27 protein-coding genes are annotated in these 23,737 nt (G+C 60.6%); 17 read left to right on the forward strand and 10 right to left on the reverse strand.

Translation table 11 applies throughout. From position 1 onward, the window contains the following. Window positions 1–78: 78 nt before the first annotated feature. The 17 genes from AC3A35_RS15960 (at window position 79) to AC3A35_RS16040 (ending at window position 11,657) form a co-directional block, all read left to right on the forward strand. Window positions 79–498: an HNH endonuclease signature motif containing protein gene (locus AC3A35_RS15960; RefSeq protein WP_487437180.1), complete on the forward strand. Its 420-nt coding sequence runs from the start codon at window positions 79–81 to the stop codon at window positions 496–498. Between the two features lies 1 nt (window position 499). Continuing rightward, a complete protein-coding gene (locus AC3A35_RS15965) occupies window positions 500–796 on the forward strand; it encodes a phage holin family protein (protein WP_487437181.1) in 297 nt (98 codons plus the stop codon). After that, window positions 793–1,158: a hypothetical protein gene (locus AC3A35_RS15970; protein WP_487437182.1), complete on the forward strand. Its 366-nt coding sequence runs from the start codon at window positions 793–795 to the stop codon at window positions 1,156–1,158. The genes AC3A35_RS15965 and AC3A35_RS15970 overlap by 4 nt, the downstream gene beginning before the upstream one ends. A 208-nt stretch (window positions 1,159–1,366) precedes the next feature. Then, window positions 1,367–1,621 (forward strand): SPOR domain-containing protein, encoded by a 255-nt coding sequence (locus AC3A35_RS15975; protein ID WP_487437183.1) that lies wholly within the window; start codon window positions 1,367–1,369, stop codon window positions 1,619–1,621. Window positions 1,622–1,725: 104 nt separating this feature from the next. Further along, window positions 1,726–2,184 (forward strand): hypothetical protein, encoded by a 459-nt coding sequence (locus AC3A35_RS15980; protein WP_487437184.1) that lies wholly within the window; start codon window positions 1,726–1,728, stop codon window positions 2,182–2,184. Continuing rightward, entirely contained in the window at window positions 2,181–3,689 is a 1,509-nt protein-coding gene (locus tag AC3A35_RS15985; protein WP_487437185.1) for a terminase large subunit, read from the forward strand. The genes AC3A35_RS15980 and AC3A35_RS15985 overlap by 4 nt, the downstream gene beginning before the upstream one ends. Before the next feature lie 67 nt (window positions 3,690–3,756). Further along, window positions 3,757–5,544 (forward strand): phage major capsid protein, encoded by a 1,788-nt coding sequence (locus AC3A35_RS15990; protein WP_487437186.1) that lies wholly within the window; start codon window positions 3,757–3,759, stop codon window positions 5,542–5,544. A gap of 15 nt (window positions 5,545–5,559) precedes the next feature. Continuing rightward, entirely contained in the window at window positions 5,560–6,801 is a 1,242-nt protein-coding gene (locus AC3A35_RS15995; protein WP_487437187.1) for a phage portal protein, read from the forward strand. Beyond that, window positions 6,798–7,067 (forward strand): head-tail connector protein, encoded by a 270-nt coding sequence (locus tag AC3A35_RS16000; RefSeq protein WP_487437188.1) that lies wholly within the window; start codon window positions 6,798–6,800, stop codon window positions 7,065–7,067. The genes AC3A35_RS15995 and AC3A35_RS16000 overlap by 4 nt, the downstream gene beginning before the upstream one ends. After that, window positions 7,064–7,402 carry a phage head closure protein gene (locus AC3A35_RS16005; protein ID WP_487437189.1) on the forward strand — a complete coding sequence of 113 codons (339 nt, stop codon included), beginning with the start codon at window positions 7,064–7,066 and terminating at the stop codon, window positions 7,400–7,402. Before AC3A35_RS16000 ends, AC3A35_RS16005 begins: the two co-directional genes overlap by 4 nt. Further along, window positions 7,399–7,794, forward strand: coding sequence for an HK97-gp10 family putative phage morphogenesis protein (locus AC3A35_RS16010; protein ID WP_487437190.1), 396 nt, complete (start codon window positions 7,399–7,401; stop codon window positions 7,792–7,794). The genes AC3A35_RS16005 and AC3A35_RS16010 overlap by 4 nt, the downstream gene beginning before the upstream one ends. Continuing rightward, entirely contained in the window at window positions 7,791–8,147 is a 357-nt protein-coding gene (locus AC3A35_RS16015; RefSeq protein ID WP_487437191.1) for a DUF3168 domain-containing protein, read from the forward strand. The genes AC3A35_RS16010 and AC3A35_RS16015 overlap by 4 nt, the downstream gene beginning before the upstream one ends. 2 nt (window positions 8,148–8,149) lie before the next feature. After that, entirely contained in the window at window positions 8,150–8,608 is a 459-nt protein-coding gene (locus AC3A35_RS16020; RefSeq protein WP_487437192.1) for a phage tail tube protein, read from the forward strand. Window positions 8,609–8,612: 4 nt separating this feature from the next. Continuing rightward, window positions 8,613–8,912 carry a phage tail assembly chaperone family protein, TAC gene (locus tag AC3A35_RS16025; RefSeq protein WP_487437193.1) on the forward strand — a complete coding sequence of 100 codons (300 nt, stop codon included), beginning with the start codon at window positions 8,613–8,615 and terminating at the stop codon, window positions 8,910–8,912. A gap of 77 nt (window positions 8,913–8,989) precedes the next feature. Beyond that, window positions 8,990–9,217 carry a phage tail assembly protein T gene (locus AC3A35_RS16030; protein ID WP_487437194.1) on the forward strand — a complete coding sequence of 76 codons (228 nt, stop codon included), beginning with the start codon at window positions 8,990–8,992 and terminating at the stop codon, window positions 9,215–9,217. Window position 9,218: 1 nt separating this feature from the next. Beyond that, window positions 9,219–11,312 (forward strand): phage tail tape measure protein, encoded by a 2,094-nt coding sequence (locus AC3A35_RS16035; protein ID WP_487437195.1) that lies wholly within the window; start codon window positions 9,219–9,221, stop codon window positions 11,310–11,312. Window positions 11,313–11,321: 9 nt separating this feature from the next. Next, complete coding sequence (locus AC3A35_RS16040; RefSeq protein ID WP_487437196.1) at window positions 11,322–11,657, forward strand: phage tail protein; 336 nt, start codon at window positions 11,322–11,324, stop codon at window positions 11,655–11,657. Window positions 11,658–11,660: 3 nt separating this feature from the next. Here the strand turns inward: AC3A35_RS16040 and AC3A35_RS16045 are convergent, their stop codons facing one another. From AC3A35_RS16045 to AC3A35_RS16090, 10 genes are all read right to left on the reverse strand, one after another. Beyond that, the gene (locus tag AC3A35_RS16045; protein ID WP_487437197.1) at window positions 11,661–12,380 is read right to left on the reverse strand and encodes a hypothetical protein; all 720 of its coding nucleotides are present in this window, start codon (window positions 12,378–12,380) and stop codon (window positions 11,661–11,663) included. A 232-nt stretch (window positions 12,381–12,612) separates the two neighbouring features. Next, complete coding sequence (gene minE / locus AC3A35_RS16050; protein ID WP_487437198.1) at window positions 12,613–12,873, reverse strand: cell division topological specificity factor MinE; 261 nt, start codon at window positions 12,871–12,873, stop codon at window positions 12,613–12,615. A 1-nt stretch (window position 12,874) separates the two neighbouring features. After that, entirely contained in the window at window positions 12,875–13,687 is an 813-nt protein-coding gene (gene minD, locus AC3A35_RS16055; RefSeq protein ID WP_487437199.1) for a septum site-determining protein MinD, read from the reverse strand. 32 nt (window positions 13,688–13,719) lie between these two features. Further along, complete coding sequence (gene minC / locus AC3A35_RS16060; protein WP_487437200.1) at window positions 13,720–14,496, reverse strand: septum site-determining protein MinC; 777 nt, start codon at window positions 14,494–14,496, stop codon at window positions 13,720–13,722. 82 nt (window positions 14,497–14,578) lie between these two features. Continuing rightward, window positions 14,579–15,439, reverse strand: coding sequence for an Hsp33 family molecular chaperone HslO (gene hslO / locus AC3A35_RS16065; RefSeq protein WP_487437201.1), 861 nt, complete (start codon window positions 15,437–15,439; stop codon window positions 14,579–14,581). After that, entirely contained in the window at window positions 15,436–15,807 is a 372-nt protein-coding gene (locus AC3A35_RS16070) for an ArsC family reductase (RefSeq protein ID WP_487437202.1), read from the reverse strand. Before AC3A35_RS16070 ends, hslO begins: the two co-directional genes overlap by 4 nt. A gap of 29 nt (window positions 15,808–15,836) precedes the next feature. Continuing rightward, window positions 15,837–18,170 (reverse strand): Tex family protein, encoded by a 2,334-nt coding sequence (locus tag AC3A35_RS16075; RefSeq protein WP_487437269.1) that lies wholly within the window; start codon window positions 18,168–18,170, stop codon window positions 15,837–15,839. A gap of 107 nt (window positions 18,171–18,277) precedes the next feature. Beyond that, entirely contained in the window at window positions 18,278–19,123 is an 846-nt protein-coding gene (locus AC3A35_RS16080; protein WP_487437203.1) for a D-hexose-6-phosphate mutarotase, read from the reverse strand. A 4-nt stretch (window positions 19,124–19,127) separates the two neighbouring features. Further along, entirely contained in the window at window positions 19,128–21,815 is a 2,688-nt protein-coding gene (locus tag AC3A35_RS16085) for a bifunctional acetate--CoA ligase family protein/GNAT family N-acetyltransferase (protein WP_487437204.1), read from the reverse strand. 179 nt (window positions 21,816–21,994) lie between these two features. Next, window positions 21,995–23,695, reverse strand: a complete 1,701-nt coding sequence (locus AC3A35_RS16090; RefSeq protein WP_487437205.1) for a sensor histidine kinase — start codon at window positions 23,693–23,695, stop codon at window positions 21,995–21,997. Window positions 23,696–23,737 lie beyond the last annotated feature (42 nt).

The following is a 23,737-nucleotide window of genomic DNA, read 5'->3' on the forward strand; positions in this document are numbered from 1 at the left end:
CCATATCGCAAAATAATGATATGCAACACTGTTGCGGTGAGATATAATCGAATCTTAACGAATCGGATACCGAATTAGATGGACACCTCACCGCGCGCAGAAAGGCAATTGACTGACGATCCTTTAGGAGTAGAGGGGAAGTCACGCGCGGTCACCGCCATTGCAAAGGGCATCTATCAGGCCGTCAATTCGGTGTCCGGTCTCGTTAAACCGAATCCGTACAACAGCGCTCGCTGGAAACGCGAACGCCTCGAACACCTTCACGGTGAACCGTTCTGTCGATATTGCGCCGCTCAGGGTCGGAAGATCCCGGCGAATGTCGTTGACCATATCTCGCCATGGCGCGGCAATCTCGATCTGTTTTGGGATCGCCGCAACTGGCAATCACTTTGCAAGACCTGTCACGACAGCGTAAAGCAGCGCTTCGAGCGCACGGGCGTTATGGTCGGCAGTGACGCAAACGGAATGCCGTTGAACCCGAACAAATATTGGAACTGAAGTGCCTGACCGTATTCTCCACAACGACGCGCTATTCGCCATCGCCGCAATCATTGCCGCGCTATGGGGTGGCCTCGTTTCGTACTTCAGCCGCATCAATGCCGGCCTGAAGCACTCTGCAACGCAATTCACGATGCACATCGCAACATCCGGCTTTGCTGGCCTGCTCGCATATCTCGGATGCATGGCAGCAGATACACCCGCACCAATCACAGGCATTGTCTGCGGTGTCTCCGGGCATATGGGCGCAGAAGCCATCCGCATCATCGAGCAGCGCTTTACATCGAGGCTGAAATGACCATCGCCGGAGAATACAAATCAAAGCCCAAGCTTCTCGAATTGGCGCTCGACCTCGAAGAATTGAACCGCCGTCTGCAGAAGGATGGCACCGCCCCGGCTGAAATTCGCGCATACCTCAAGGGGTTCGCTGATGCGGTGCTAGATCGAGGCCCGAAGCCTTTCGACGACCCGCGCGATATACACCCGGGTGTATATCGCTCCAAGAACGGCAAACGCTTCGAAACCCGAATCACTCGAAACGGAAGGCTCGCATTCTTCGCCGTGTTCGATACACCGGAAGAAGCAGGCGCTGCCTACAAACGGAAGCACGTCGAGATCTACGGCGAGCGCTCGAAGTTTTTCCACGAGATGCCCGCATGATCACATCCCGCCGAGAAGAATTCAAAGCGTCACACCGGGTCGAGCGCTTACCCGAAGGCGTCCGAGCATTCGGCTTCCGTTATCAAGCAGTGATCACAACACCGACCCGGACAATTGTCCTTGGTGAGTTCGAAACCGTCGATGACGCACGGCGCGCATACCGTGAAGCCATCGCATCCCACTGGAACGGATAACGATGATCCCCACAATGCACGAACAAATCGAAGCGATGAACCAGAGCAACGCCATTCACTTCAAGACGCTGGAGCAAGCCGAAGCCTTCGCCATCAAGCTTAAGGTGCTCAGTCACGACCAGCATCAAGCCAGCGTCACCACACCGGACAGCGTCTATCAGCTCGGAACGTTCAAGGATCCCGCTGAAGCGGAGCAAGCAGCCTGTCGTGTCCTCGAACTGGCACTGACCGCCCGGGGGGTATGTTTAAACTTCTGCGAACGTCGGTGAAAAGAACGCTTACGAAGTCGTTCTTTTTCGCTAACGCCAAATTTTCCCAAAAACGCGCATTTTCACGACCAACGCTTCAACACTCGTTGAAGGCTTGAACAGACATGGCACGCAAGACCCGAGCAGACAGCACCGCGTTCGCACAGCAAGCAGCCGCAGAACTGGCACAACCGATGCCGGAACCGTTGCAGCCGCTCGACGTCCGGGCGCTGGCGTTCTGGTCCCGTGTCATCGGCGCCAAGCGCACCAGCGCGTGGACGGACCCTGACTTGATCATTGCCGGGCAGCTGTGCCGTGACTTCGCACTAGCTGAGCAACTCGCCGAAGAACTCGCCACCGTTCCGCCATTCGCCCCTGATGCAAAGGGCGTGATCCGTGTTCACCCCGGGCACGCACTCGCAGAGCAGACACAACGCCGGATCATCGCTTCAATGCGCCTGCTTCAGATCAACTCGGCAAGCGTCAACGGGCGCGCACGAGATCAGGCCGAGAAGAACAGCGCTGCGTCCGAACTGGCGGATATCGCCCGTGCGGAAGATGACCTATTTGCAAGGCCCGGATGAGTCGAGCGGATCGAGTAATCCGGTTCATTGAAACCGTCTGTAGAGTTCCTGAAGGCGTGCATGTCGGCAAGCCGATTAAGTTAGTCCCGTTTCAAAAACGGTTCATCAAGGCGATCTACAACAATCGGCGCGGCACCTCAAAGGCAATTCTCAGTATTGCCCGGAAGAACGGCAAGACCGCCCTTATCGCTGCACTGGTGCTAGTGCATCTGGTCGGACCCGAAGCGCAGCAGAACAGCCAGATTATTAGCGGCGCAATGTCGCGTGATCAGGCGTCGCTTGTGTTCAAGCTCGCCGAGAAAATGGTGAACCTGAACCCCGCGCTTCAAAGACGCGTGCGTGTAATCGCCTCTCGCAAAGAGCTTTACGGCGTCGTAATGGGCACCCAATACAAGGCGATCGCCTCCGATGGAAAGACCGCGCAAGGGCTTTCCCCAGTGCTCGCAATCCTTGATGAGATTGGACAGGTAACCGGCCCCCGGAACGATTTTGTCGACGCAATCACAACCAGCCAAGGCGCGCACGAGAAGCCGCTATTGATTGCGATCAGCACACAGGCCGCAGACGATGCGGACTTGTTGTCAGTCTGGATTGATGATGCAAAGGCGTCAGGTGACCCGCGCATTGTTTGCCACGTCTACGAAGCGCCCAAAGACGCGAAGCTTGACGATAGGGCAGCGTGGAAGCTGGCAAACCCAGCACTCGGACAATTCAATTCGCTGAAGAAGTTCGAGCAGCAAGCCGCCGAAGCAGGGCGTATGCCTTCCGCCGAGAATAAGTTCCGCAATTATCACTTGAATCAGCGGGTGAGCGTCGTTAGTCCGTTCATGTCGCGCTCTGTTTGGGAATCAAACGGCGAAGCCCCGCACCCACTGCAAGACTGTGTAGAGGTATATGCCGGACTAGACCTGTCAAGCCACCTTGATCTAACCGCATACGTGCTAATCGGCCGGAAGAAAGATAGCGATATCTGGAACGTAGTCCCTTACATATTCGTACCCGCTGAGGGAGTTATGGACCGCGCACGCCGTGACCGTGTGCCCTATGACCTGTGGAGGAATCAAGGCTTCATTGAAACGGTGCCGGGCCATACGGTGGATTATGACTACGTGGTCAAGCGCATCCGGGAAATCAATGATGGTTTGAACGTGGTATCTGTTGCGTTTGACCGCTGGAATATCAAAGGCTTCCGGGCAGCGTGCGAACGCCATGCACTCGACCTGCCGCTTATTGAACATGGGCAGTCGTTCCAATCAATGGACCCAGCCATGAAAGCCGTCGAGAGGGTCTTTCTCAACAAGCGAGCAAGACACGGCATGCACCCGGTTTTGACTATGGGCGCGCATGGCGCCGTGGTTATCAGGGATCAATCGGGAAATATGAGCTTGCACAAGGTGAAGAGCACCGCGCGCATTGATGCCTTTGTTGCCATGACTATGGCTTTCCATGCGGTTGACTTGGATATCAAAGCGCCTGCACCTGAACACAGTTGCTACATTTTTTGACCGAGTTTTAATTTAATTAGAGTCAGTTACTTGAAGTGTAAGAATTGACTAATATATGCTTCATCTCATGAATAAAGCGTTCTCCGATCTAAGAATCAAATCGTTCGACGAAGCCGAAGGCGTCTTTGTCGGCATTGCTTCGACGCCCGCACCCGATCGTACGAAAGATATCGTCGAGCCGAAAGGCGCTGTCTTCAATCTTCCAATTCCGCTGCTCGCATTTCATAACCATGAAAAGGTTATCGGCACCGTCGAGCAGGCCACGATTACCGATAAGGGCATCGAAGTTGTATGTCGTGTCCTGAAAGATTTGACCAACGAAGCCCGAGAGATTTGGAGCCTGATTCAAGCGGGCGCTTTGAAGGGTCTGTCGATCGGCTTCAAGTCACTGGAAAACGAACCGCTCGCAAACGGCGGTTTCAGGTTCAAGCGCTTCGAATGGCTTGAATTGTCCGTCGTACCTGTTGCGATGAACGCACAGGCGAGCATCACCACCACAAAATCAGCAGTTCAATCAATTGAGGTTTTCAAAAACATGAGCATTTCCGAACAGATTCAGCAGTTCCAAGCCAAGCGCGCAACCGTGCTTGCCAATATGGACACCCTGATTACCAAGGGCGCAACCCTGACCGGTGGCGACGAGGTTCAATTCAAGTCCGCCGAAGCCGAGCTTGTGACCCTTGATCAGCACATCGAGCGCCTGAAAGCCGCCGAAGGTCGCCAAGCCAAGAACGCACAGCCGATTATCGTGGGCCACGTCCCGGGCGTGACCGTGACCGACAACGCACCGAAGGGCACCGACTTCGTGCGCTACACCAAGGCGCTCGCCCTGTCGCGTGGCAACCCCATGCAGGCGGTCGAGATCGCCAAGGGCCTGAACTACGGCAACCGCGTCGAAACCGTGCTGAAGGCTGCTGTCGCCGCTGGTAGCACCACCGATGCCGGCTTCTCTGTTCTGGTCGAACCGCAACTGATGGCGAATGAGTTTATCGAGCTGCTGCGCCCGAACCTGATTCTGTCGAAGATGACGCAGGCTCGCCAAGTCCCGCAGAACATCCGCATTCCGAAGGGCACCACCGGCACGTCGGCATCGTGGATCGGCGAAGGCAAGGCCGCACCGCTGACCAATGCCGCGTTTGGTGACCTCGAAGTCGGTTCGCACAAGATCGGCGCGATTGCGGTTTTCACTGAAGACCTGCTTCGCCGCTCCGAACCTGCTGCCGAAAACCTCGTGCGGGATGACCTGCTCGCCACGCTCGGCCAAGCTATCGACGTGTCGTTCATCGACCAAGCAAACGCGGGTGTCGCTGGCGTGAAGCCCGCTGCGATCGCCAACGGTGCCACCACTGCCGCGACCGCTGGCACGACTGCTGCCCACGTCCGAACCGACGTGAAGGCCGCATATGCCGCTGCTGTTGCTGCCAATCAGCCGATTGCCTCGGGCGTGTGGATCATGCACCCGGCTACCGCACTGGCGCTTTCGATGATGGTTCATGCCACCAGCGGACAGCGCGAGTTCCCGGGCGTGGATTTTGTGAATGGCGGCACCTTCGAGGGCCTGCCGGTCATCGTCAGCACCAACGTTCCCGGCACCGCCGTTGCGGGTTACGACCTGATCCTTGCTGTGCAGAACGAGATTCTGATGGCCGAAGGTGGCCTTGCCATCGACGCCAGCCGCGAAGCTTCGCTTGAAATGGAAAGCGCACCAGTGAGCGACAGCACGACCCCGACCGCCGCGCAACTCGTTTCCCTGTGGCAGACCGGTGGCTATGCGATCAAGGCTATCCGTGGTGTGACCTGGACCAAGCGCCGCCCGACCGCCGTTTATCGCGTGTCGGCTGTGAAGTACGCCTAAGCGAACGGGGTAAGCATGAGTCCGCTTCGCAAGCTCGGCGCATTTCTCACCGGCAAAGCCATAACGACCGTCCCGAATCAAAACGCGGGATGGTTTCCGATCGTCGCCGAGTCCTTCGGTGGCGCATGGCAAACCGGGGCCGAGCTTACGAAGTCGGACATGCTCGCGCATGGTGCGGTCTTTTCGTGCGTGTCCCTGATTGCGTCCGATATCGGCAAGCTGCCGATTAGCATTACCCAGAACACTAACGGCATTTGGCTTGCGATCGATACCGATTACAGCCGACTGTTCCGCAAGCCGAACAACTACCAGAACCGTGCACAGTTTTTCAATGCGTGGATTGTCTCGAAGCTTCTGCATGGCAACACCTACGCCCTGAAGATTCGCGATGCTGCCGGGCGCGTCATCGGCCTGAAGTTGCTTGACCCGACGAAAGTTACTATCAAGACCTCAGCCGAAGACGACGTTTTCTATGAGGTGAGCGGTGGCACAAACCTGCAAATCGGTGGCGATGTTGTCAGCTTCCCGGCCCGTGAAATCATCCACGATCGGGGCGTGTGTCTGCATCACCCACTGATCGGCGTTTCTCCTTTGACCGCCGCCGCACTCGCTGCGGGTCAAGGTCTGTCGATTCAAAAAGCAGCATCCAAGTTTTTCGGCAATGGCTCGAAGCCTTCCGGCGTAATCACCGCCCCGGGCGCGATCGCTCAAGAGCGAGCAAAGGCAATTGCGGACTTCTGGCATACGAATTTCACGGGCGATAATGCGGGAAGAATCTCGTTCCTGTCCGACGGAATGAAGTTCGAGCCGATGACCCTAAGCGCTGTCGACAGCCAGTTGCTCGAACAACTGCAATTTACCGATCAGCAAGTGTGCAACGCATTTGGCGTGCCCGCTTGGAAGGTCGGTATCGGTGATATGCCGAGCTATAACGGCAGCGAAGCCGGACAGCTCGCCTACTACACCACGACCATTCAAAGCCTGCTTGAGTCGCTTGAGCTGGCACTCGATGAAGGTCTAGAGCTGCCGGCCACCCAGCGTTGCGAGTTCGACACGAGCGAACTCTTGCGCCTCGATACCGCCACCCGTTACGACAGCTATGCAAAAGCAATCGGCGCTGGCTGGATGGCCCCGAACGAAGCCCGCCGTCGTGAAGGTATGGCACCGGTCGAAGGTGGCGATTCACCGCTGATCCAGCAACAGAACTACAGCCTTGCAGCGCTCGCCCGTCGTGATGCGAACGAGGTGCCGCAATGATCACGCTCGCACAAGCAAAGGTTCATCTCCGGATTGACCACGATCTCGAAGATGCAGACATCGCCCTGCGTCTGCGGATGGCCGCTGCGATCGTGGCCGACTACATCAGCACCACGTCGACCAGTCGGACGAATGACGACGTAGAAGACGCTGCGACCCTGCTTGTTCTCGGCGAGCTTTACGCAAACCGTGAATCGAGCGCTGACCCGTTGTCGCGTTCGGTCTGTGGATTGCTCGAACGACTCAGAACGCCGGGGTACGCATGAGCGCTAAATCCCTGTCCGCAGGCAAGCTCCGGCACCGGATCAGCATCGAACGTAAGACGCACCTACAAGACAGCTTTACGGGCGCTCTGACGGGCGCATGGTCACCTGTTGCCCAGAACATCCCCGCAGCTGTTGAACCGCTCAGCGGGCGTGAATTCATCGCTGCTGCACAGGTTAAAAGCTCGATCACTGCCCGGGTCACGATTCGATTCCGTGAAGGCATCACTGCTGCAATGCGAGTGATTCACGGCACCACGATTTACAACATCCGCGCCGTGATCCCTGACAACCAATCCGGGCGCGAATGGCTTACGTTGATGGTTGAATCGGAATGATCACCTCCAACGCAAATGAGCTTGCACAGCTGCATGACCGTCTTCAAGGCATTACCGAGAAGCTCGCTAAAAAGGCGCTCCGCAGTGCTGCCCGTAAAGGGATGAACAAGGTCCGCAAACAAGCGCGCGACAACGCACCGGAAGACACCGGCCTGCTCGATTCGCATTTCAGCCTTCTGTCGAAATTCAAGGGCGGAAATCTTTACGTGAAGGTGGGCGTAAAGGGTGGTGCGAAGAAGAACCCCGACACGCCCTACTATTTCCGAATGGTCGAGCTTGGCACCAAGGACATTCAGGCCAAGCCGTTCCTGCGTCCGGCACTCGAAAACAACGCGCAAGAGGTATTCGACACCGTTGCTGACGAGCTGAAAAAGGCGCTCGACAAGCTATGAATCTATTCGCCCTCGTCAAAGCTTCGACCGACTGCACCGACCTGCTCGGGAGTGATCCTGTCCGGTTCTTTGAATTCGGCGAAGCCCCGGAACTTGAAATCCTGCCGTATGTGACGCACCAGTTCATCACCGGCACCCCGTACAACTTGCTTGATGGACCGGCACCCGCCGACAGCATCACGACGCAGATTGATGTCTGGTCCGAATCAAGCACCCAATGCAAAGCGATCGCGAACGCGGTTCGCTCGGCAATCGAAAGTCAGTGCTATGTCGTTTCGTGGCTTGGCACCAGTAAAGAGGGCGGAATCTTCCGCTGTAGTTTCACAATCAATTCAATCGATATGAGGTTTTAAGAATGGCAAAAGTAAGTATTGGCACCTCCCTTTTCTGGATCAAGGATGCAACGACCGTTTTGAAGGTCGCGGCCACCAACATCTCCGGCATCTCGGCACAGCGCGCCGCACTCGAAACGACCGACCTTGACGAGCTGACCGCTCAGACTTTTCTGCCCGGTCTGATGGCTCCCGGTTCGGCACAGTTCGCAATCCAGTTCGACCCCGCCGACAACGTGCATATTGACCTGCACGCGGCTTACCGCGCGGGCACCATGCTGCAATGGGCGGTAGGCTGGTCCGATGGTACCGTCTCGCCGACTGCTGTTGCTGGTGAATTCGTGCTGCCGACAACCCGTTCGTTCCTGAGCTTCGAGGGCTTCATTCAGGACGTGACATTTGACTTCAGCCTGAACAGCATTGTGAAGTCGAACCTGTCGCTTCAGATCTCCGGAATGCCGACTCTGACCCCGAAGGCGTAACGATATGAACCTCGCCGAAATCAGATCAGCAGGCGGGTTCATCCCCGCTGAGCCTGTGAAAGTCCCGGTCGAATGGAAGGATCACAAGTTCGACGTGTTCGTTAAGCGCTTGTCGTTTGGCGAAGTCGAGAACCTGTTCACTTCCGATGACCGTTCGAAGAGCGCCCGGATGATTGCCGCTTCGGTCCTGCTCGGTGAAGACCGCGAGCCGATCAGCTATGAAGACGCCTACCGCCTCGATCCGTCGCTTGCCTCAAAGCTGATCGAGGCAATCAATAAGGTCAACGCCAAGCCGGGAAACTGACACCCGCCGATGCCTTCTGGTGCGAGCTTGTGCTAGCGGGTGTCGGCGGTAAAACAGTAGCAGAGGCAAAGGCGTGCATGAGCTATCAGGAATTCACGATGTGGAACGAATACGCCCGGATGAAGGGCGGACTTCACCACACCGATAGATTGCTCGCGACGGTCTGCACCCAGATTAACCGACTGACCGGCGGCAAGGCGGATCTATCCGACTTCCTGCCCGAGCTGAAGATTCACGAAGCAGCAACCGAGAAAGAAGCCGACCTCGGCGAAATCATGAACATCCTGACAATGGCAGCAAACTGAAATGTCTAAATCGCTTGGCGCCCTCACCCTCGACCTAGTTGCCCGCATCGGTGGCTTTGAGCAGGGTATGGACAAGGCAGCGCGCACCGCCGATAAGAAGCTCAGCCAGATCGAGCGCCAAGCACAGGCACGCGCCAAGGCTATCGAGGCGTCATTCATGAAGATGGGCGCCGGCATCGCTGCCGCATGGGGCGCCCTGAACGTCGTGCAAAGCGTCAAGGGCGCTGCGGATCTGTCCGACCAGCTGAGCAAGATGTCACAGCGTACCGGTGTGGCGGTCGAACAGCTGTCAGCCCTGAACTACGCCGCCAGCTTGAACGATGCGACGCTCGACGATCTCGGCAACGGGCTGAAGGGTCTGTCGAACAAGATGCTCGCCGCACAGTCGGGCAGTGCTGAAGCAGGCGCAGCGTTCAAGGCGCTGGGGATCGACGTAACCGACAGCACCGGCAAGCTCCGCCCTGTTGAACAGGTGATGATCGACATCGCCGACGCCTTCAGCAAAATGGAAGACAGCGCGGGTAAGAGCGCGATCGCCAACAAGCTGATGGAAGAGTCCGGCATCCGGTTGATTCCGACCCTGAACAACGGGCGTGCGGGTCTGGAAGCGATGCGTCTGGAAGCGGACACATTGAACGGCATCATTGGCGATGACTTTGCCGCCGCCTCTGTAGCGTTCAATGACAACCTAGCCCGGATGGATACGCTCGCGAAAGGGCTTGCAACCTCCATCGGGAACGCTGTCATCCCCGGCCTGAACGACCTAGCAAGCGAGTTCCTGAACGCCCGGAAAGCTGGCCTGTCCTTCATGGAAGCGCTTGTCGGCATCGGCCTGTCAGACCCGACCAAGGGACCAGCCGAGCATATCGCCCAGCTGGCCGACGAACTGGACAAGCTACAGAACGGCAAATGGTTCGAGCGGTCGCTGTTCGGCAATCTGGCGAAAGATGACACGATCGCCCAGAAAACGAAGGAACTGGCGTACTGGCGTCTTATGCTGCTGGAAGGCGACAACGCAGACCCGAGGGACCGCCGCGCTGGCCCGCCCGTGCTCACGCCTGCACCCACGCTGCCGGGCACGCCGAAAGCCACACCCAAGACGCCGAAGGGCGCAACCCAGCAAGACCCGATGGCCGACAGCGCGAAGGCGTACGCCGATGCAATGGGCTTCCTGAATCGTGCCCAGCTCGAAGCGAACACGTCCGGCTTGACCCTGACCGCGACACAGGCCGAACTCGTCCGGGTGATGAGCGACCCCTCGTTCTACGCCATGCCCGAGTCATGGCGCTTGATGGTCGTCGAGTCGGCGGAGTACGCCCTACAAGCCGAGCAGGCCGCAGCATCGCAGACCCGGCTGAATGAGCTGATCGCTGCAACGCCCACCGCACAGCTCGAAGCCCAGCGCGGCACCATGCAGTTCCTCGCCCAAGCCTTCGAGAAAGGGCGGATCTCTGCCGAGCAATTCAGCGAAGCCGCAAACGCCGCACTTGGGAACATTCCGGCACAGACGAAGCCCGCCGCCGATTCATTGCTCGATATGGCGCGGGTCGCGGAAGACGGCGCAAAGGAAATGGCTGGCGCGTTCGTGGACTACCTGTTCGATCCGCTGGACCAGAACATCGGCGACATGCTGAAGAATTTCTTGAAAGCTACGGCAAAGATGATCATTCAGCAGCAGATTCTGAACTCGCTGAAGAACAGCACCATGTTCGGCGGTCTGTTCGCTGATGGCGCCGCGTTCGGTGGATCCGGGAAGATCTCCGCCTTTGCCAACGGTGGCACGTTCACTAACTCGGTCGTGAGTTCGCCGACCCTGTTCAAGTTCGCCAGTGGTGGAGGCTTCAAGCAGGGTGTCATGGGTGAGGCCGGCCCCGAAGCCATCCTTCCCCTGAAGCGTGGTGCTGACGGCAAGCTCGGCGTAACCATGAACGGCGACACAGGCGGGACCGTGGTGAACATCACCGTGAACGAAAACGGCCAATCCAAGACCGACGGCGCAGGCGGTGACACGCGCATGCTCGGCGAGAAAATCAAGGGCGTCGTGATGCAGGTCATCGTGTCCGAGAAGCGCCCCGGCGGCCTGCTTAACCGATAAGGATCAACAATGCCGACATTCGCATGGATTGCCACCTACGGCAGCAGACAGAACACGAAGCCGAACGTTACCCCTACCAAGTTCGGCGACGGCTACGAGGCCCGGATTGCAGTCGGGATCAACTTCATTGCCCGAAAGTGGGAACTGTCGTTCGACAACCGGGCGAACGCGACAGCTGACAGCATCGAGAACTTTCTAAGGGCGCGTGGCGCGGTCGAATCGTTCGACTGGACACCGCCCTATGGTGAGCCCGGGAAATGGGTCTGCCGGGAGTGGAGCAGCGCCCCGACGAGCCCGAACACCCGGAGCGTGTCCTGTACGTTCGAGGAAGTTTTCGAGGCTTGAGCTTCAGGTCGCCGCGAGCATTAGCACCGCTATTGCTTGGGGAAGCTGAGGAATACCAGCGGCCACTGTCACCGCGTCAGCCATGACCCCGAGGGTGTCCACCAACTTCTTTCCAAGCGTTGTATCAAGTAGAAATGACTTATATTGAGGATCACGCGCCGCGTGTCCGATTGTTGCCTCGACAACATCCAGCATAGGCATAGCGCCCGTAATGGTGTATTCGTCGATAGTCGTAATAATCTTCGCGATCATACGGCGGAGATACAGCTTCAACTCTTGCGGGTGATCTGACGCAATCACCTCATTTAGCAGCCCGTCGAGAGTAGTCCTGAACTCCGTAAGTTCTGCAGCGGTAAGAAGCTTCGTATTTGTGCGGCTCTGGAGAAGAGCTGAACTCATCGACAGGAAGGTAAACGTATTCCCGTCAATGTGGCTCATGAAGGTTTCCCACGCACCTTGAAGGTTCTGAGTTGCAAACGCATTGCAGACCTGTGATTCCCAGTGAGCCCAGACGTTTCCTTGCTCAGGGAACTCATCCTTCAGCGCTGCAATAATAACCTCAGGCAACTGCATGACTTTACCAAGTCGAGCAGCTAACAGCGCTCGGTCATTTTCCGCGCTTAGTAGTCGCCCCCATACCTTGCGGCAGTTCTCCTCCTTCTTGAAATTTCTCCCTGCTTTGAGGATGGTAAGTAACCGTTCGGCGGGGTTGTCGTAGTTCATAAGAAAGCAGTAGGTTGGATGGGTCGGCCTGCCAAACAGCTTAGCGGGCGTCGTACCTGTTAAATTAATGAACCATGACAGTAACCGCAGCAGTAACTCGTTTTTCAGAAAAGCTGAAAACCTTACGGTTGTTGCGTTTTAGAGACATTTACGACCCCCGTCCCGGGCACCAGCCTTGCCGTGACCGACCGGATCGCCGGGCCGCGATCGGCTTCGCCTAGACCTGCGTGGTTCAGCGCCCGTGCTCCGGCAGCACGATATTCACTTCGAGCACCTCGTAGTTGTCCTGCTTGTCGAGGCTGACCTTGATGTCGTTCGGATTGACCGAAACATACTTGGAAATCACCTCGATCAGCTCGCGTTGCAGTGCAGGCATGAAATCGGGCTGGGCGGCGCCGCCATTGCGCTCGTGAGCGATCAGTAGCGACAGCCTGTTCTTCGCGATCTCGGCCGTTTTCTTCTTTTCGCCAAACAGGCGGGCAAGCAGGGACATGTCACTTGCCTCCGAAAAGTCGCTTGATCAGGCCCGGCTTCTCGTAATTGACGAAACGCAGTTCGCGCTGTTCGCCAAGGAATCGGGAAACCACATCGGTGTAGGCCTCGGATACGTCGGACCCCTTGATGTGAATCGCGGGCGTACCCTGGTTCGATGCATGCAGCACCGATTCGGACTCCGGAATCACGCCGATCAGCGGCACCCGTAGCAGTTCCTGCACGTCCTTGTAGGAGAGCATTTCGCCGTCTTCGACCCGCTTGGGCGAGTAGCGGGTCACCAGCAGATGCTCCTTGACCGGTTCGCCGCCTTCACGGGCCCGCTTCGATTTCGATTGCAGAATGCCGAGGATGCGGTCGGAGTCGCGCACCGACGAGACTTCCGGGTTGGTCGTGACGATGGCCTCGTCGGCAAAGGTCAGCGCCATCACCGCGCCCCGTTCGATACCGGCAGGAGAATCGCAGACGACGTATTCGAAGCCCATGTGCTCCAGATCCTTGAGCACCTTCTCCACGCCTTCCTCGGTCAGCGCATCCTTGTCGCGCGTTTGCGATGCGGGGAGGATGAACAGGTTCTCGCAGTGGCGATCCTTGATCAGCGCCTGATTGATCTTCGCTTCGCCATTGACCACATTGACCAGGTCGTAGACCACGCGACGCTCGCACCCCATGATGAGGTCGAGATTGCGCAGACCGACATCGAAGTCGATCACCGCAGTTTTGAAGCCGCGCAATGCCAGTCCGGAAGCAAATGCCGCACTGGTGGTGGTTTTTCCGACCCCGCCCTTGCCTGAAGTAATGACGATGACTCTCACGTTTTCCCCTTGAATGTGTGTACGACGCCGCGTCAGTCGAGCTGCAGCGGTTCTATTTCGATGGTCTGGCTGCGGTCTGCCGCGGACATGCGCACGAGTGCGCCGCGTCCGGCAATGGCTTCGGGGATGCCGCGCTCGAAGGTGCGATACACCCCGGCGATGGAGACCAGTTCGGGACCGAAGTTGGTGGCCACGATGCGGGCTGCGCTATTGCCCTGCGCGCCGGCAAGGGCACGTCCGCGCAGCGGACCGAAGCAATGAATGTTGCCGTCGGCAATGACTTCCGCGCCATTGCTCATGCCGGCGAGCAGCACCAGGTCTCCGCCACGGGCGTAGACCTGCTGGCCGGAGCGCAGCGGGCGCTCGACGAACAGCGTGGTGGACTGCGCCACCGGCGCGGCCACTGCAGCGGGCGCGGCGACGGGTACCGGTGCGGGGGCAGGGGTGGGGGCAGGAGTCGCCTCGGCGGCGGGACGGTCGCGGAATTCGGCGTTGTCCAGCACCGCGAGGCCGGCCTGGCGTGCGGCTGCGGCCAGTTCCGGCGGCAGTGCGCGCACCCCGATCGGTTGCAGCTGGTAACGGCGCAACAGGGACAGCAGACCAGCCCAGTCGATGCGCGACGGCAGCGCGGTCATGGCGGAGAAATCGAGAATGGCGGCTTCGCCGCTGAAGAAGTCGGGCATGCCGCCGAGCATCTTGTGCAGCGCATCGGCAAGCCCGGCGGGCTCGGTGTTGCGCAGGACGGCGATGGTGGCGCCGACTGTCGTATTGCGGAACTCGATCGAGCGATTTGGCGCGGACGTAGACATGGGCTGAGCTTACAGGTTAATCGCGCGAGTTTACTGATGGCAGGGTGATACAGCAAGGACGCTGCCGATGTCGTACGGATGGTCAGTGCAGGGTGGGCGGCACGAAGATCGCGTCGATGTCGTCCTCGTCGAAACGATAGGTGTGATTGGACAGCTCGTCATGCACCACGACTTCGCCCTGCTCGGCCAGAACCGCGCGAACCTCCTCCTCGCCGAGACTGTGCAGCATGCCCGCAACCTTCTCCGGTTCGGGCGGCCAGTGATGGGTGACCGTGCGTGGCCGGTAGAGTCGCACGTCCTCTTCGGCGAACAGGCGACCGAGCAGCACTTCCGGCGGCAGGCCGAGGAGTTCGTCGGCACGGACGGTTTGCGCGAGTTGCATGATGCGCGACCAACCATCGGCATCCCGGTCCTGTGCGCCGGGCAGACACTGGATGAACAGCGCCGCACTGGCCGACGGATCACAGGCCAGCCACAGCCCGGCGGGTTGCTGTTCGGACTGGGCCAGATAGTGCGAGAACACGCTGGCGATGCTGTCGCCCTCGAGCGGCACCAGGCTCTGGTAGGGCCGATCCATACCGGCAACGTCGAGCGACAGTTGCAGCCGGCCATCGCCGACCAGTTCGCCCAGCGAGTCGCCGCTCACCACCCCGGCCACCTTGGCATAGCCGCGCAGATTGAGTTCGGCATTGCAGTCGATCACCATCAGGCCAACCGGACCGTGGCCCTGGACCTGAAAGGTGAGACGACCGGCCTGCTTGAGATTGCCGCTGATCAGGGCCGATACCGCACTCATTTCACCGAGCAGGCGGGCAACCGGCTCCGGATAGTGGCGATCGGTCTGCATCGCCTGCCACACATCGGCCAGACGGACGACCGCACCGCGGATATCCAGATTCTCGAGCAGGAAGCGCTGGATGTAACTCGAAGGCAGCATGGTCATTGTTCTGCGGCTCCGGAAGGTTTGATGAAGCTGGCAAACAGCTTTGGGTCGAACCCGACCAGCAGGTGCCCCGACGCGGTTTCCACTACCGGCCTCTTGATCAGGCCCGGATGCGCGAGCATGAGTTGCACCGCCGCGCTCTGGGTGTCGATCGCCTGCGCTTCCGGGCCGAGCTTGCGCCAGGTGGTGCCGCGGGTGTTGATCAGGGTCTTCCAGCCGAGCACCTTGCTCCAGTCGTGGAGCTTGCCGGAACTCAGGCCATCCTTGCGGTAATCGTGAAAGCGGTAAGCGACGTCCCGTTCGGTGAGCCAGGCAAAGGCCTTTTTCATCGTATCGCAGTTCTTGATGCCGTAGATCACGGTTTCCATGGACGGATTTCCTTCCTGGTCGGGCCCGATCATTTGTTGCGCGCCCGCGCAAAGGCGTCGGCGAGGGCGTTGCCGGCGGCGGGGCGACTGCCCTGCGCGCCACGCGTATCCGTTTTCGGCGGGCGCTGGCCGGGGTCCCGGCGCGTGCCCGGTGCGCGCTCTGCGGCGCTCGGGTCGCTGCTCCGCGGCTGCACCGCGTCGGCGAGGCGCATGGTCAGCGCGATGCGGCTGCGCGGAATGTCCACCTCGACCACCTTGACCTTCACCACCTGTCCCGCCTTGACCACGCTGTGCGGATCCTTGACGAAGGAGTTGGAGAGCGCCGAGATGTGCACCAGGCCGTCCTGATGCACCCCGATATCGACGAAGGCACCGAAGTTGGTGACATTGGTCACCACGCCCTCGAGCAGCATGCCCGGCTGCAGATCCTTCAGCGTTTCGATGCCGTCACGAAAGGTGGCGGTACGGAACTCGGGGCGCGGATCACGACCCGGCTTCTCGAGTTCGGACAGGATGTCCTGGACCGTGGGCAGGCCGAAACGCTCGTCGGTGACCTCGGCAGGCTTCAGTGTTCTCAGGAAACTGCCATTGCCCATCAGCTCGCGCACGCTCTTCTGCACCCGCGCCAGGATGCGCTCGACGACCGGATACGCTTCCGGATGCACCGAGGACGCGTCGAGCGGATTGTCGCCGCTCGGCACCCGCAGAAAGCCGGCGGCCTGTTCGTAGGTCTTGGGACCGAGGCGGGGCACGCCCTTGAGCGCATCGCGACTGCGGAACGGTCCGTGGGCGTTGCGATGCTCGACGATATTGCCCGCCAGCGTCGCATTGAGCCCGGAAATGCGCGCCAGCAGCGGGGCCGAGGCGGTATTGACGTCGACCCCCACCGCGTTCACGCAATCTTCCACCACCGCATCGAGGCTCTTCGCCAGCCGGCCCTGGTTGAGATCGTGCTGGTACTGGCCGACGCCGATCGACTTGGGATCGATCTTCACCAGCTCGGCGAGCGGATCCTGCAGGCGGCGCGCAATGGAGACCGCACCGCGCAGGCTCACGTCCACATCGGGAAATTCCCGTGCCGCCAGTTCCGACGCGGAATAGACCGAGGCCCCGGCCTCGGACACCGTGACCCGGGTCAGTTTGAGCTCCGGTTGGCGCTGCATGAGTTCGGCGGCGAGCGCGTCGGTTTCGCGCGAGGCGGTGCCGTTGCCGATCGCGATCAGTTCCACCTGATGCTTTTTCGCCAGCATGGTCAGCGCGGCGAGCGAGGACTCGCGGTCACGGCGCGGCTCGAACGGATAGATCGTGGCGGTATCGACCAGTTTGCCGGTCGCATCCACCACCGCAACCTTGACCCCGGTGCGGATGCCGGGATCCAGCCCCATGGTGGTGCGGCTGCCGGCGGGCGCCGCCAGCAGCAGGTCCTTGAGGTTGCGGGCGAACACGCGGATCGCTTCTTCTTCTGCCCGTTCGCGCAGCTTTCCCATCAGGTCGAGCTCGAGGTGAACCGAGATCTTGACCGTCCACGTCCAGCGCACCGTGTCGGCAAGCCAGCGGTCTGCGGCGCGGCCCTGGTTGCGGATACCGAACCGCGCGGCGATGCGGCCCTCACAGGGGTGAGCGGCGTCCGGATCGGGGCGGTCCACATCGAGGGTGAGGCGCAACATCCCTTCGTTGCGTCCGCGCAACAGCGCGAGGGCGCGATGCGACGGCATGGTCATGATCGGTTCATGAAAATCGAACCAGTCGCGGAACTTGGCGCCTTCGTTCTCCTTGCCCTCGATCACGGTCGAGCGCACCTGTCCGTAATCGTGCAGGTAGGTGCGCAACTCGCCGAGCAGGGTGGCGTCTTCGGCGAACTGCTCCATCAGGATCTGGCGCGCACCGTCGAGTACCGCCTTGATGTCGGCAAAACCGGCCTCCGCATTCAGGTAGGACGCCGCGGCGGTCTCCGGTTCGAGCGTCGGATCGGCGAGCAGGGCGTCGGCGAGCGGCGCGATACCCGCCTCGCGTGCGATCTGCGCCTTGGTCCGGCGTTTGGGCTTGTACGGCAGGTAGAGATCCTCGAGGCGCTGCTTGGTGTCGGCGGCTTCGATCTCGGCACGCAGTGCGGGGTCGAGCTTGCCTTGCTCGTCGATCGAGGCGATCACGGTCGCCCGACGATCTTCGAGCTCGCGCAGATAGCCCAGGCGCTCTTCGATGGTGCGCATCTGGGTATCGTCGAGCCCACCGGTCGCTTCCTTGCGGTAGCGCGAGATGAACGGAACGGTGGCACCGTCGTCGAGCAACTGGACGGCAGCCATCACCTGACGGGGCGGGACGCCGAGCTCTTCGGCAATACGGTATTCGATCGGGGGCAGCATGGTCTTGGTCACCGCATGACTACGGTGCATCTGGTTGCAGGAAGGGCGCGATGTTGCAGCAAGCGCCGCATGCGAACAAGTCGACGGGGAGATCTGCCCGTCGAGCGTCACAGTGCAAGCAGTGTCTGCCGGCCCCACCACTGACATCCCGGCTTCACGCTTACCGGCTGTTCCACGGCAGCCGCTTCGACACAGAGCATCCGCCTGAAACCACTGGCCGGCATGTCGGAGATCGCCGCACAGCGCGTCTCCCACGGATTCCACACCACCACGTCGGGAAAGCCTTCGGCATGGATACCGAGCTCGCGACCGCGGTCGCGCAGCAGCAGCGGGCGGGCCACGTTGCGATAGATGCGGTCGACTTCCGACTCGACCATGACATGCTCGCCGGTTTCGCGGCGGATCATGCCGGCGTCGGTGGCATCGCGGTAGCGCAGGCCATAAAGCCCCTCCAACGGGGCTTCCTCGACTTCCTTCACACGCAGATAGCTGTGCAATGCCGCGGTGAAACTGAAGTCTGCAGTGCCGGTATTGTCGACCTCGAGCTCGACATCGAGGCGGTTGCCCTCGATGCCGACCGTCAGCTCGAGCCCGAAGGCATGCGGCCACAATGCTCGGGTCTGCTCGCTGTCGTCCAGGCGCAGCACCACCATGGCAAAATCGTCGCCGCTGCGCTGATGGGAGAGACTCCAGTCGAGGGTGCGGGCGAAACCGTGGCGGGGCAGGGAGCCCTGCTCCGCAAACTGCGGAAAACACACCGGCACGCCGCCGCGGATCGGCGTCTTGCCGTCGAACACGGCCTGCTCGCTCAGGTATAGCCATTCCTTGCCGCCGCGCGGTGACCACGACAGGAGCTGTCCGCCGAACAGACTCACCACCGCCTGCGCGCCCGCCGCATCCAGCTTGAGCGCGGGCAAACCCTGAAACTCGATCGTCTCGATGCTCGCCGTCATCCGCTCAGTCCTGCAGCGGCAGCACGCCGACTTTGACCGTGCTGTCATCCGGATCGTTGGTGAGAATGAAGCCGAGCTTCTGGACGAACTTGATCATGCGCTCGTTGTTCGCCAGGAAGATCCCGTTGATGTACGAGAGGCCGCGATTGCGCGCGGTTTCGATCAGCACCCCCATGAGCTTGCGCGCCAGACCGCGATGCTGCCAGTCGTCGGCCACCACCACCGCGAACTCGCAGGACTCGCCGTCCGGATTCACCGCATAGCGGCACACCCCGATTTCCTTCTCGACGCCGTCCACGTTGAGCGTGGCCAGAAAGGCCATTTCGCGGTCGTAGTCGATCTGGGTCAGGCGCGCCACCATGGCCGGCGGCAGCTCGCGCATGGTGTTCATGAAGCGGTAATACTTGGTTTCCTGCGACAGACCGTGCACGAACTCGACCTCGAGATCGGCATCCTCGGGCTTGATCGGACGAATCGTCACCACCGTGCCGTCGGGTACCGTCCACTTGCTGATCAGGTGCGAAGGGTAGGGGTGGATCGCCATGTGATCGTAGCGATCGGCCGTGGGCGACACGTTGTCGACCACGATGCGGGCATCGACCGCCACTGCGCCGTTCTCGTCGACGATCAGCGGGTTGATGTCCATGCCGGTGATCCACGGCAGTTCGCAGACCATCTCGGAGACCCGCAGCAGCACCAGTTCCAGCGCATCCATGTCGACCGCCGGAAGGTTGCGGAACTCGGCCAGCCGCGTTGCGATCCGGGTCGAGCGGATCATGTCGCGCACCAGAAAGCTGTTCAGCGGCGGCAGGGTCACCGCGATGTCGCGATTGGCCTCGACCTGATTGCCGCCTTCGCCGAAGGTGATCACCGGACCGAATACCGGATCGCGGCGTACGCCGATCACCAGTTCGCGACCGTTGCGCTTCTGGATCATCGGCTCGATGGAGATGCCGTTGATCACCGCGTCCGGCTGACTCTTCTTGACCGCTTCGAGGATTTCCTGATACGCCGAGCGCACCGAGGCCAGGTTGGTGAGATTGAGCCGGACGCCGCCGACATCGGACTTGTGGATGACCGAGGCGGAGTCGATCTTCATCACCACCGGGAGGCCGATTTCCTCGGCCAGGACCATGGCCTCGGTGGCCGAGCGCGCCACCACGGTCTGTGCAATCGGAATGCGGAAGGCCGCCAGCAAGGCCTTCGACTCCATCTCGTTGAGCGTCTTGCGGCGCTCGCTGAGCGCGGTCTCGATCACCAGGCGGGCACTCTCGACCGATGGCGGCGACAGATGCGACAGCGAGGCCGGCGTCTGCATCAACAGCTTCTGGTTGCGGTAGTAGGAGGAAATGTGGCCGAACAGCTCGACTGCCGGCTCTGGGGTCCGGAAGGTCGGAATGCCCGCTTCGATGAACAGGCGACGGGATTCGCCCACCAGCTCCTCGCCCATCCAGCAGGTTACCACCGGCTTGTCGGCCGTCTTTTCCAGTTCGATCACCATCTGCGCCACCTCGGTGGGGCTGGTCATCGCCTGCGGGGTGAGCATCAACAGCACGCCATCCACATTGGGACCGTCGAGCACCGCTTGCAGCGCCTTGCGGTAGCGCTCGGGATCGGCGTCGCCGAGGATGTCGACCGGATTGCCCCGCGACCAGCCGACCGGCAGCGCAGCGTTGAGCTTTTCCATCGTGCCTTCGGAGAACTCCGACAGCGGAATGCCGATATCGACCGCGCGGTCGGCCGCCATCACGCCCGGACCACCGCCATTGGTAATGATTGCGAGGCGGTTGCCACGCGGGCGGAAGTGCGAGAACAAGGCATTGGCGGCAGCGAAGAACTGGCCGAGGTTGTACAGCCGGATCACGCCGGCACGCCGCAACGCGGCATCGAACACGGCATCGTCGCCGATCGTCGCCCCGGAATGGGACAGGATCGCGCGCGATACATCCGGGTGACGACCGGCCTTGATCAGCAGCACCGGCTTGACCCGCGCGGCACCGCGCAGCGCGCTCATGAAGCGGCGGGCATCGCGGATTCCTTCCACATACAGGAAGATGCTCTCGGTGCGCGGATCGGAGATCATGTACTCGAGCACTTCACCGAAGTCGAGATCGCCCGACGACCCGAGCGACACCACCGAAGAAAAACCGACGTTGTTCGGCTTCGCCCAGTCGAGAATGGCGGCGCACAAGGCGCCGGACTGCGAGATCAGGCCTATCGAGCCCTTGCTTGCTGACGCATGGGCGAAGGTCGCATTGAGGCCGAGTTCCGGACGCATCACGCCAAGGCAGTTGGGGCCCAGCAGACGGATCTTGTGACGGCGGGCTGCATCGATGACCTGCCGTTCGTAAAGGGCACCGCGCGGACCGGCCTCGGAGAATCCGGCGGAAAGGACGATGACCGCCTTGACCCCGGCGCGACCACAGCTATCGACAATGGCAGCGACTTTCTCGGCACGAACCGCGATCACGGCAAGGTCCAGGCGTTGCGGCACATCTTCGACCGACTTGAAGCAGGGAACGCCGAGTACCGTCTCATGCTTCGGGTTGATCGCGAACAATCGCCCCTTGAAACCGGCGTCGAGCATGTTGCGGATCAGTACATTGCCCAGGGAGGATTCGCGTTCGCTGGCACCGATGACGCCCACGGAGCGGGGCTCGAGCAGTGGCGAGAGGTAGTGTTTTTCGTTCATGGGAGTGGCTCCCTTAATAGGGTTTGGCACCACCGAGGCAGGCTTCGCAAGCCCTCAGGCCCGGGTCGTGCCATTGATAACGGGCCGATTATACTGCAGTGCACAACGCCGGGGTGTGAGGGATTTCCTGCATCCCTTTGAACGGCGGCGCGAACGGCGTCGACCGCCGTCACCGGCGCTCAGTGCCCGAGCGTGAAAAAGAAGCGGGCGCCGTGCCCAGGCTCGGCTTCCGCCCAGATCGCGCCACCGTGGCGCTGGATGATGCGCTGTACCGTCGCCAGCCCGATTCCGGTGCCGTCGAATTCGGTATTGCTGTGCAGCCGGCTGAAAGGACGGAACAGGTTGGTGGCGAATGCCATGTCGAAGCCTGCACCATTGTCTTCGATACAGAAGATGCGACGGTCGTTGTTCATCTCGACCCCGAAGCGGATTTTCGCGACCGCTTGGCCGGCGGAGTACTTCCACGCATTGCGCAACAGGTTCTCCAGCAGTCCGCGCGCGAGCACCCGGTCTGCGGTCACCACAAGCTCGCGGGTGATTTCCACTTCGACGTTGCGCGCGGGCTCTTCCGAGCGCAGCTCGTCGATGATCTGGAGGGCCATCTCCGACAGGTCGACGCGTTCCTTGCGCAGCGGCTGGCGGGTCAGACGGGCCAGTTCGATCAGTGCATCGATCAGATGAGCCATGCGTTGGGTTGCGCGGCGGATACGCTCCAGATAGCCAAGCGCCGCACTGGTCAGCTGACCGTCGAGCTCTTCCTCGAGGATCCGGGCAAAACCGTCGATCGCACGCAAGGGCGCGCGCAGGTCATGCGATACCGAATACGAAAACGCCTCGAGCTCACGATTGGACGCCTCCAGTTCGGCAGTGCGCAGTCTGACGCGTGCTTCCAGCTCCTGATTGACGTTTTTCAGGGTCAGTTCGGCGACCTTGCGCGCAGAAATGTCGTCGAGCGTGCCGGCCACCCCACGGCGGACGCCATTGGCGCCCTTGATCGGCCGGCCCGCCGCCTCGATCCAGCGAATCTCCCCGGTGCGGGTACGCAGCCGAAGCTGACTGCTGCACTCGGGAAGCACACCGGCTGCCACTTGCGAAAACACGTTCTCGACTCCGGCACGATCATCCGGATGAAGGAAATCGGTCAGCGGCCTGCCCAGGCTGCGTTCCACCCGGTAGCCGGTAATCCGGCGCCAGACGCCGTTCAGGAAGGTCAGTCTGCCCTGGGCATCGGTCTGAAAAATGACCTCGTTCACCGACTCGACGACGTCGTGGTAGCGCTGCTGACTCTCGAGCAACGCACGCTCGGTGTTGACCCGCTCGGTGACTTCGCGCCCGATGCCGTGATAGCCGAGAAACAGCTTGCCGCGGTAGAGCGGACGTCCAAGCATCTCGATGTGACGGAGCTGACCATCGGGTCCGCGTCGCGCCAGGATCAGGCTGACCTGATCCCGCCGCCCGAGGTGGCGTTTATATTTGGACCAGTAGTCGTCTCCGGCACCGTCCCAGATCAGCTCCCATGGACGACGGCCGATGAGGAGTTCGGGGTCGAGGCCGGTCTGGCGCCGGAAGCCTTCACTGATATGGGTATAGCGATGAACGGTGTCGGTGCTCCAGTGCCAGTCGCAGGTCATGTCGAGGAGCGCCTCGAACACCTCCCGGCTTTCACTTCGGCGGCGGCTCAGTGTCGGCCACCGATCCGTTCCCGCCACGATGCGGCGAAAGACCACGGCGCCCACTCCCAGCAGGATCGCAATGGTCAGCGCGAGCACCCAGACCGAGCCCGCCGGCGCACTGCCGCCATCGGCGAACGCACCCGACGCATAGCCCGGTGCCGCGATCGAAAGGGCGCGGATCAACCGGTTCGGCGCGGCATCGATCATCCAGAAAATCCTCAAGATCCGTGCGCCCGGCGCCGACGGGCA

This window comes from Azoarcus sp. Soil_N_20 (genome assembly GCF_057656155.1).

Bases quoted from the DNA above. Each gene is read 5' to 3' on its own strand.
- AC3A35_RS15960 (WP_487437180.1), top strand. From the start codon at position 79: ATGGACACCTCACCGCGCGCAGAAAGGCAATTGACTGACGATCCTTTA.
- AC3A35_RS15970 (WP_487437182.1), top strand. From the start codon at position 793: ATGACCATCGCCGGAGAATACAAATCAAAGCCCAAGCTTCTCGAATTG.
- AC3A35_RS15975 (WP_487437183.1), top strand. From the start codon at position 1,367: ATGCACGAACAAATCGAAGCGATGAACCAGAGCAACGCCATTCACTTC.
- AC3A35_RS15980 (WP_487437184.1), top strand. From the start codon at position 1,726: ATGGCACGCAAGACCCGAGCAGACAGCACCGCGTTCGCACAGCAAGCA.
- AC3A35_RS15985 (WP_487437185.1), top strand. From the start codon at position 2,181: ATGAGTCGAGCGGATCGAGTAATCCGGTTCATTGAAACCGTCTGTAGA.
- AC3A35_RS15990 (WP_487437186.1), top strand. From the start codon at position 3,757: ATGAATAAAGCGTTCTCCGATCTAAGAATCAAATCGTTCGACGAAGCC.
- AC3A35_RS15995 (WP_487437187.1), top strand. From the start codon at position 5,560: ATGAGTCCGCTTCGCAAGCTCGGCGCATTTCTCACCGGCAAAGCCATA.
- AC3A35_RS16000 (WP_487437188.1), top strand. From the start codon at position 6,798: ATGATCACGCTCGCACAAGCAAAGGTTCATCTCCGGATTGACCACGAT.
- AC3A35_RS16005 (WP_487437189.1), top strand. From the start codon at position 7,064: ATGAGCGCTAAATCCCTGTCCGCAGGCAAGCTCCGGCACCGGATCAGC.
- AC3A35_RS16010 (WP_487437190.1), top strand. From the start codon at position 7,399: ATGATCACCTCCAACGCAAATGAGCTTGCACAGCTGCATGACCGTCTT.
- AC3A35_RS16015 (WP_487437191.1), top strand. From the start codon at position 7,791: ATGAATCTATTCGCCCTCGTCAAAGCTTCGACCGACTGCACCGACCTG.
- AC3A35_RS16020 (WP_487437192.1), top strand. From the start codon at position 8,150: ATGGCAAAAGTAAGTATTGGCACCTCCCTTTTCTGGATCAAGGATGCA.
- AC3A35_RS16025 (WP_487437193.1), top strand. From the start codon at position 8,613: ATGAACCTCGCCGAAATCAGATCAGCAGGCGGGTTCATCCCCGCTGAG.
- AC3A35_RS16030 (WP_487437194.1), top strand. From the start codon at position 8,990: ATGAGCTATCAGGAATTCACGATGTGGAACGAATACGCCCGGATGAAG.
- AC3A35_RS16035 (WP_487437195.1), top strand. From the start codon at position 9,219: ATGTCTAAATCGCTTGGCGCCCTCACCCTCGACCTAGTTGCCCGCATC.
- AC3A35_RS16040 (WP_487437196.1), top strand. From the start codon at position 11,322: ATGCCGACATTCGCATGGATTGCCACCTACGGCAGCAGACAGAACACG.
- AC3A35_RS16045 (WP_487437197.1), bottom strand. From the start codon at position 12,380: ATGAACTACGACAACCCCGCCGAACGGTTACTTACCATCCTCAAAGCA.
- minE (WP_487437198.1), bottom strand. From the start codon at position 12,873: ATGTCCCTGCTTGCCCGCCTGTTTGGCGAAAAGAAGAAAACGGCCGAG.
- minC (WP_487437200.1), bottom strand. From the start codon at position 14,496: ATGTCTACGTCCGCGCCAAATCGCTCGATCGAGTTCCGCAATACGACA.
- hslO (WP_487437201.1), bottom strand. From the start codon at position 15,439: ATGACCATGCTGCCTTCGAGTTACATCCAGCGCTTCCTGCTCGAGAAT.
- AC3A35_RS16070 (WP_487437202.1), bottom strand. From the start codon at position 15,807: ATGGAAACCGTGATCTACGGCATCAAGAACTGCGATACGATGAAAAAG.
- AC3A35_RS16075 (WP_487437269.1), bottom strand. From the start codon at position 18,170: ATGCTGCCCCCGATCGAATACCGTATTGCCGAAGAGCTCGGCGTCCCG.
- AC3A35_RS16080 (WP_487437203.1), bottom strand. From the start codon at position 19,123: ATGACGGCGAGCATCGAGACGATCGAGTTTCAGGGTTTGCCCGCGCTC.
- AC3A35_RS16085 (WP_487437204.1), bottom strand. From the start codon at position 21,815: ATGAACGAAAAACACTACCTCTCGCCACTGCTCGAGCCCCGCTCCGTG.
- AC3A35_RS16090 (WP_487437205.1), bottom strand. From the start codon at position 23,695: ATGATCGATGCCGCGCCGAACCGGTTGATCCGCGCCCTTTCGATCGCG.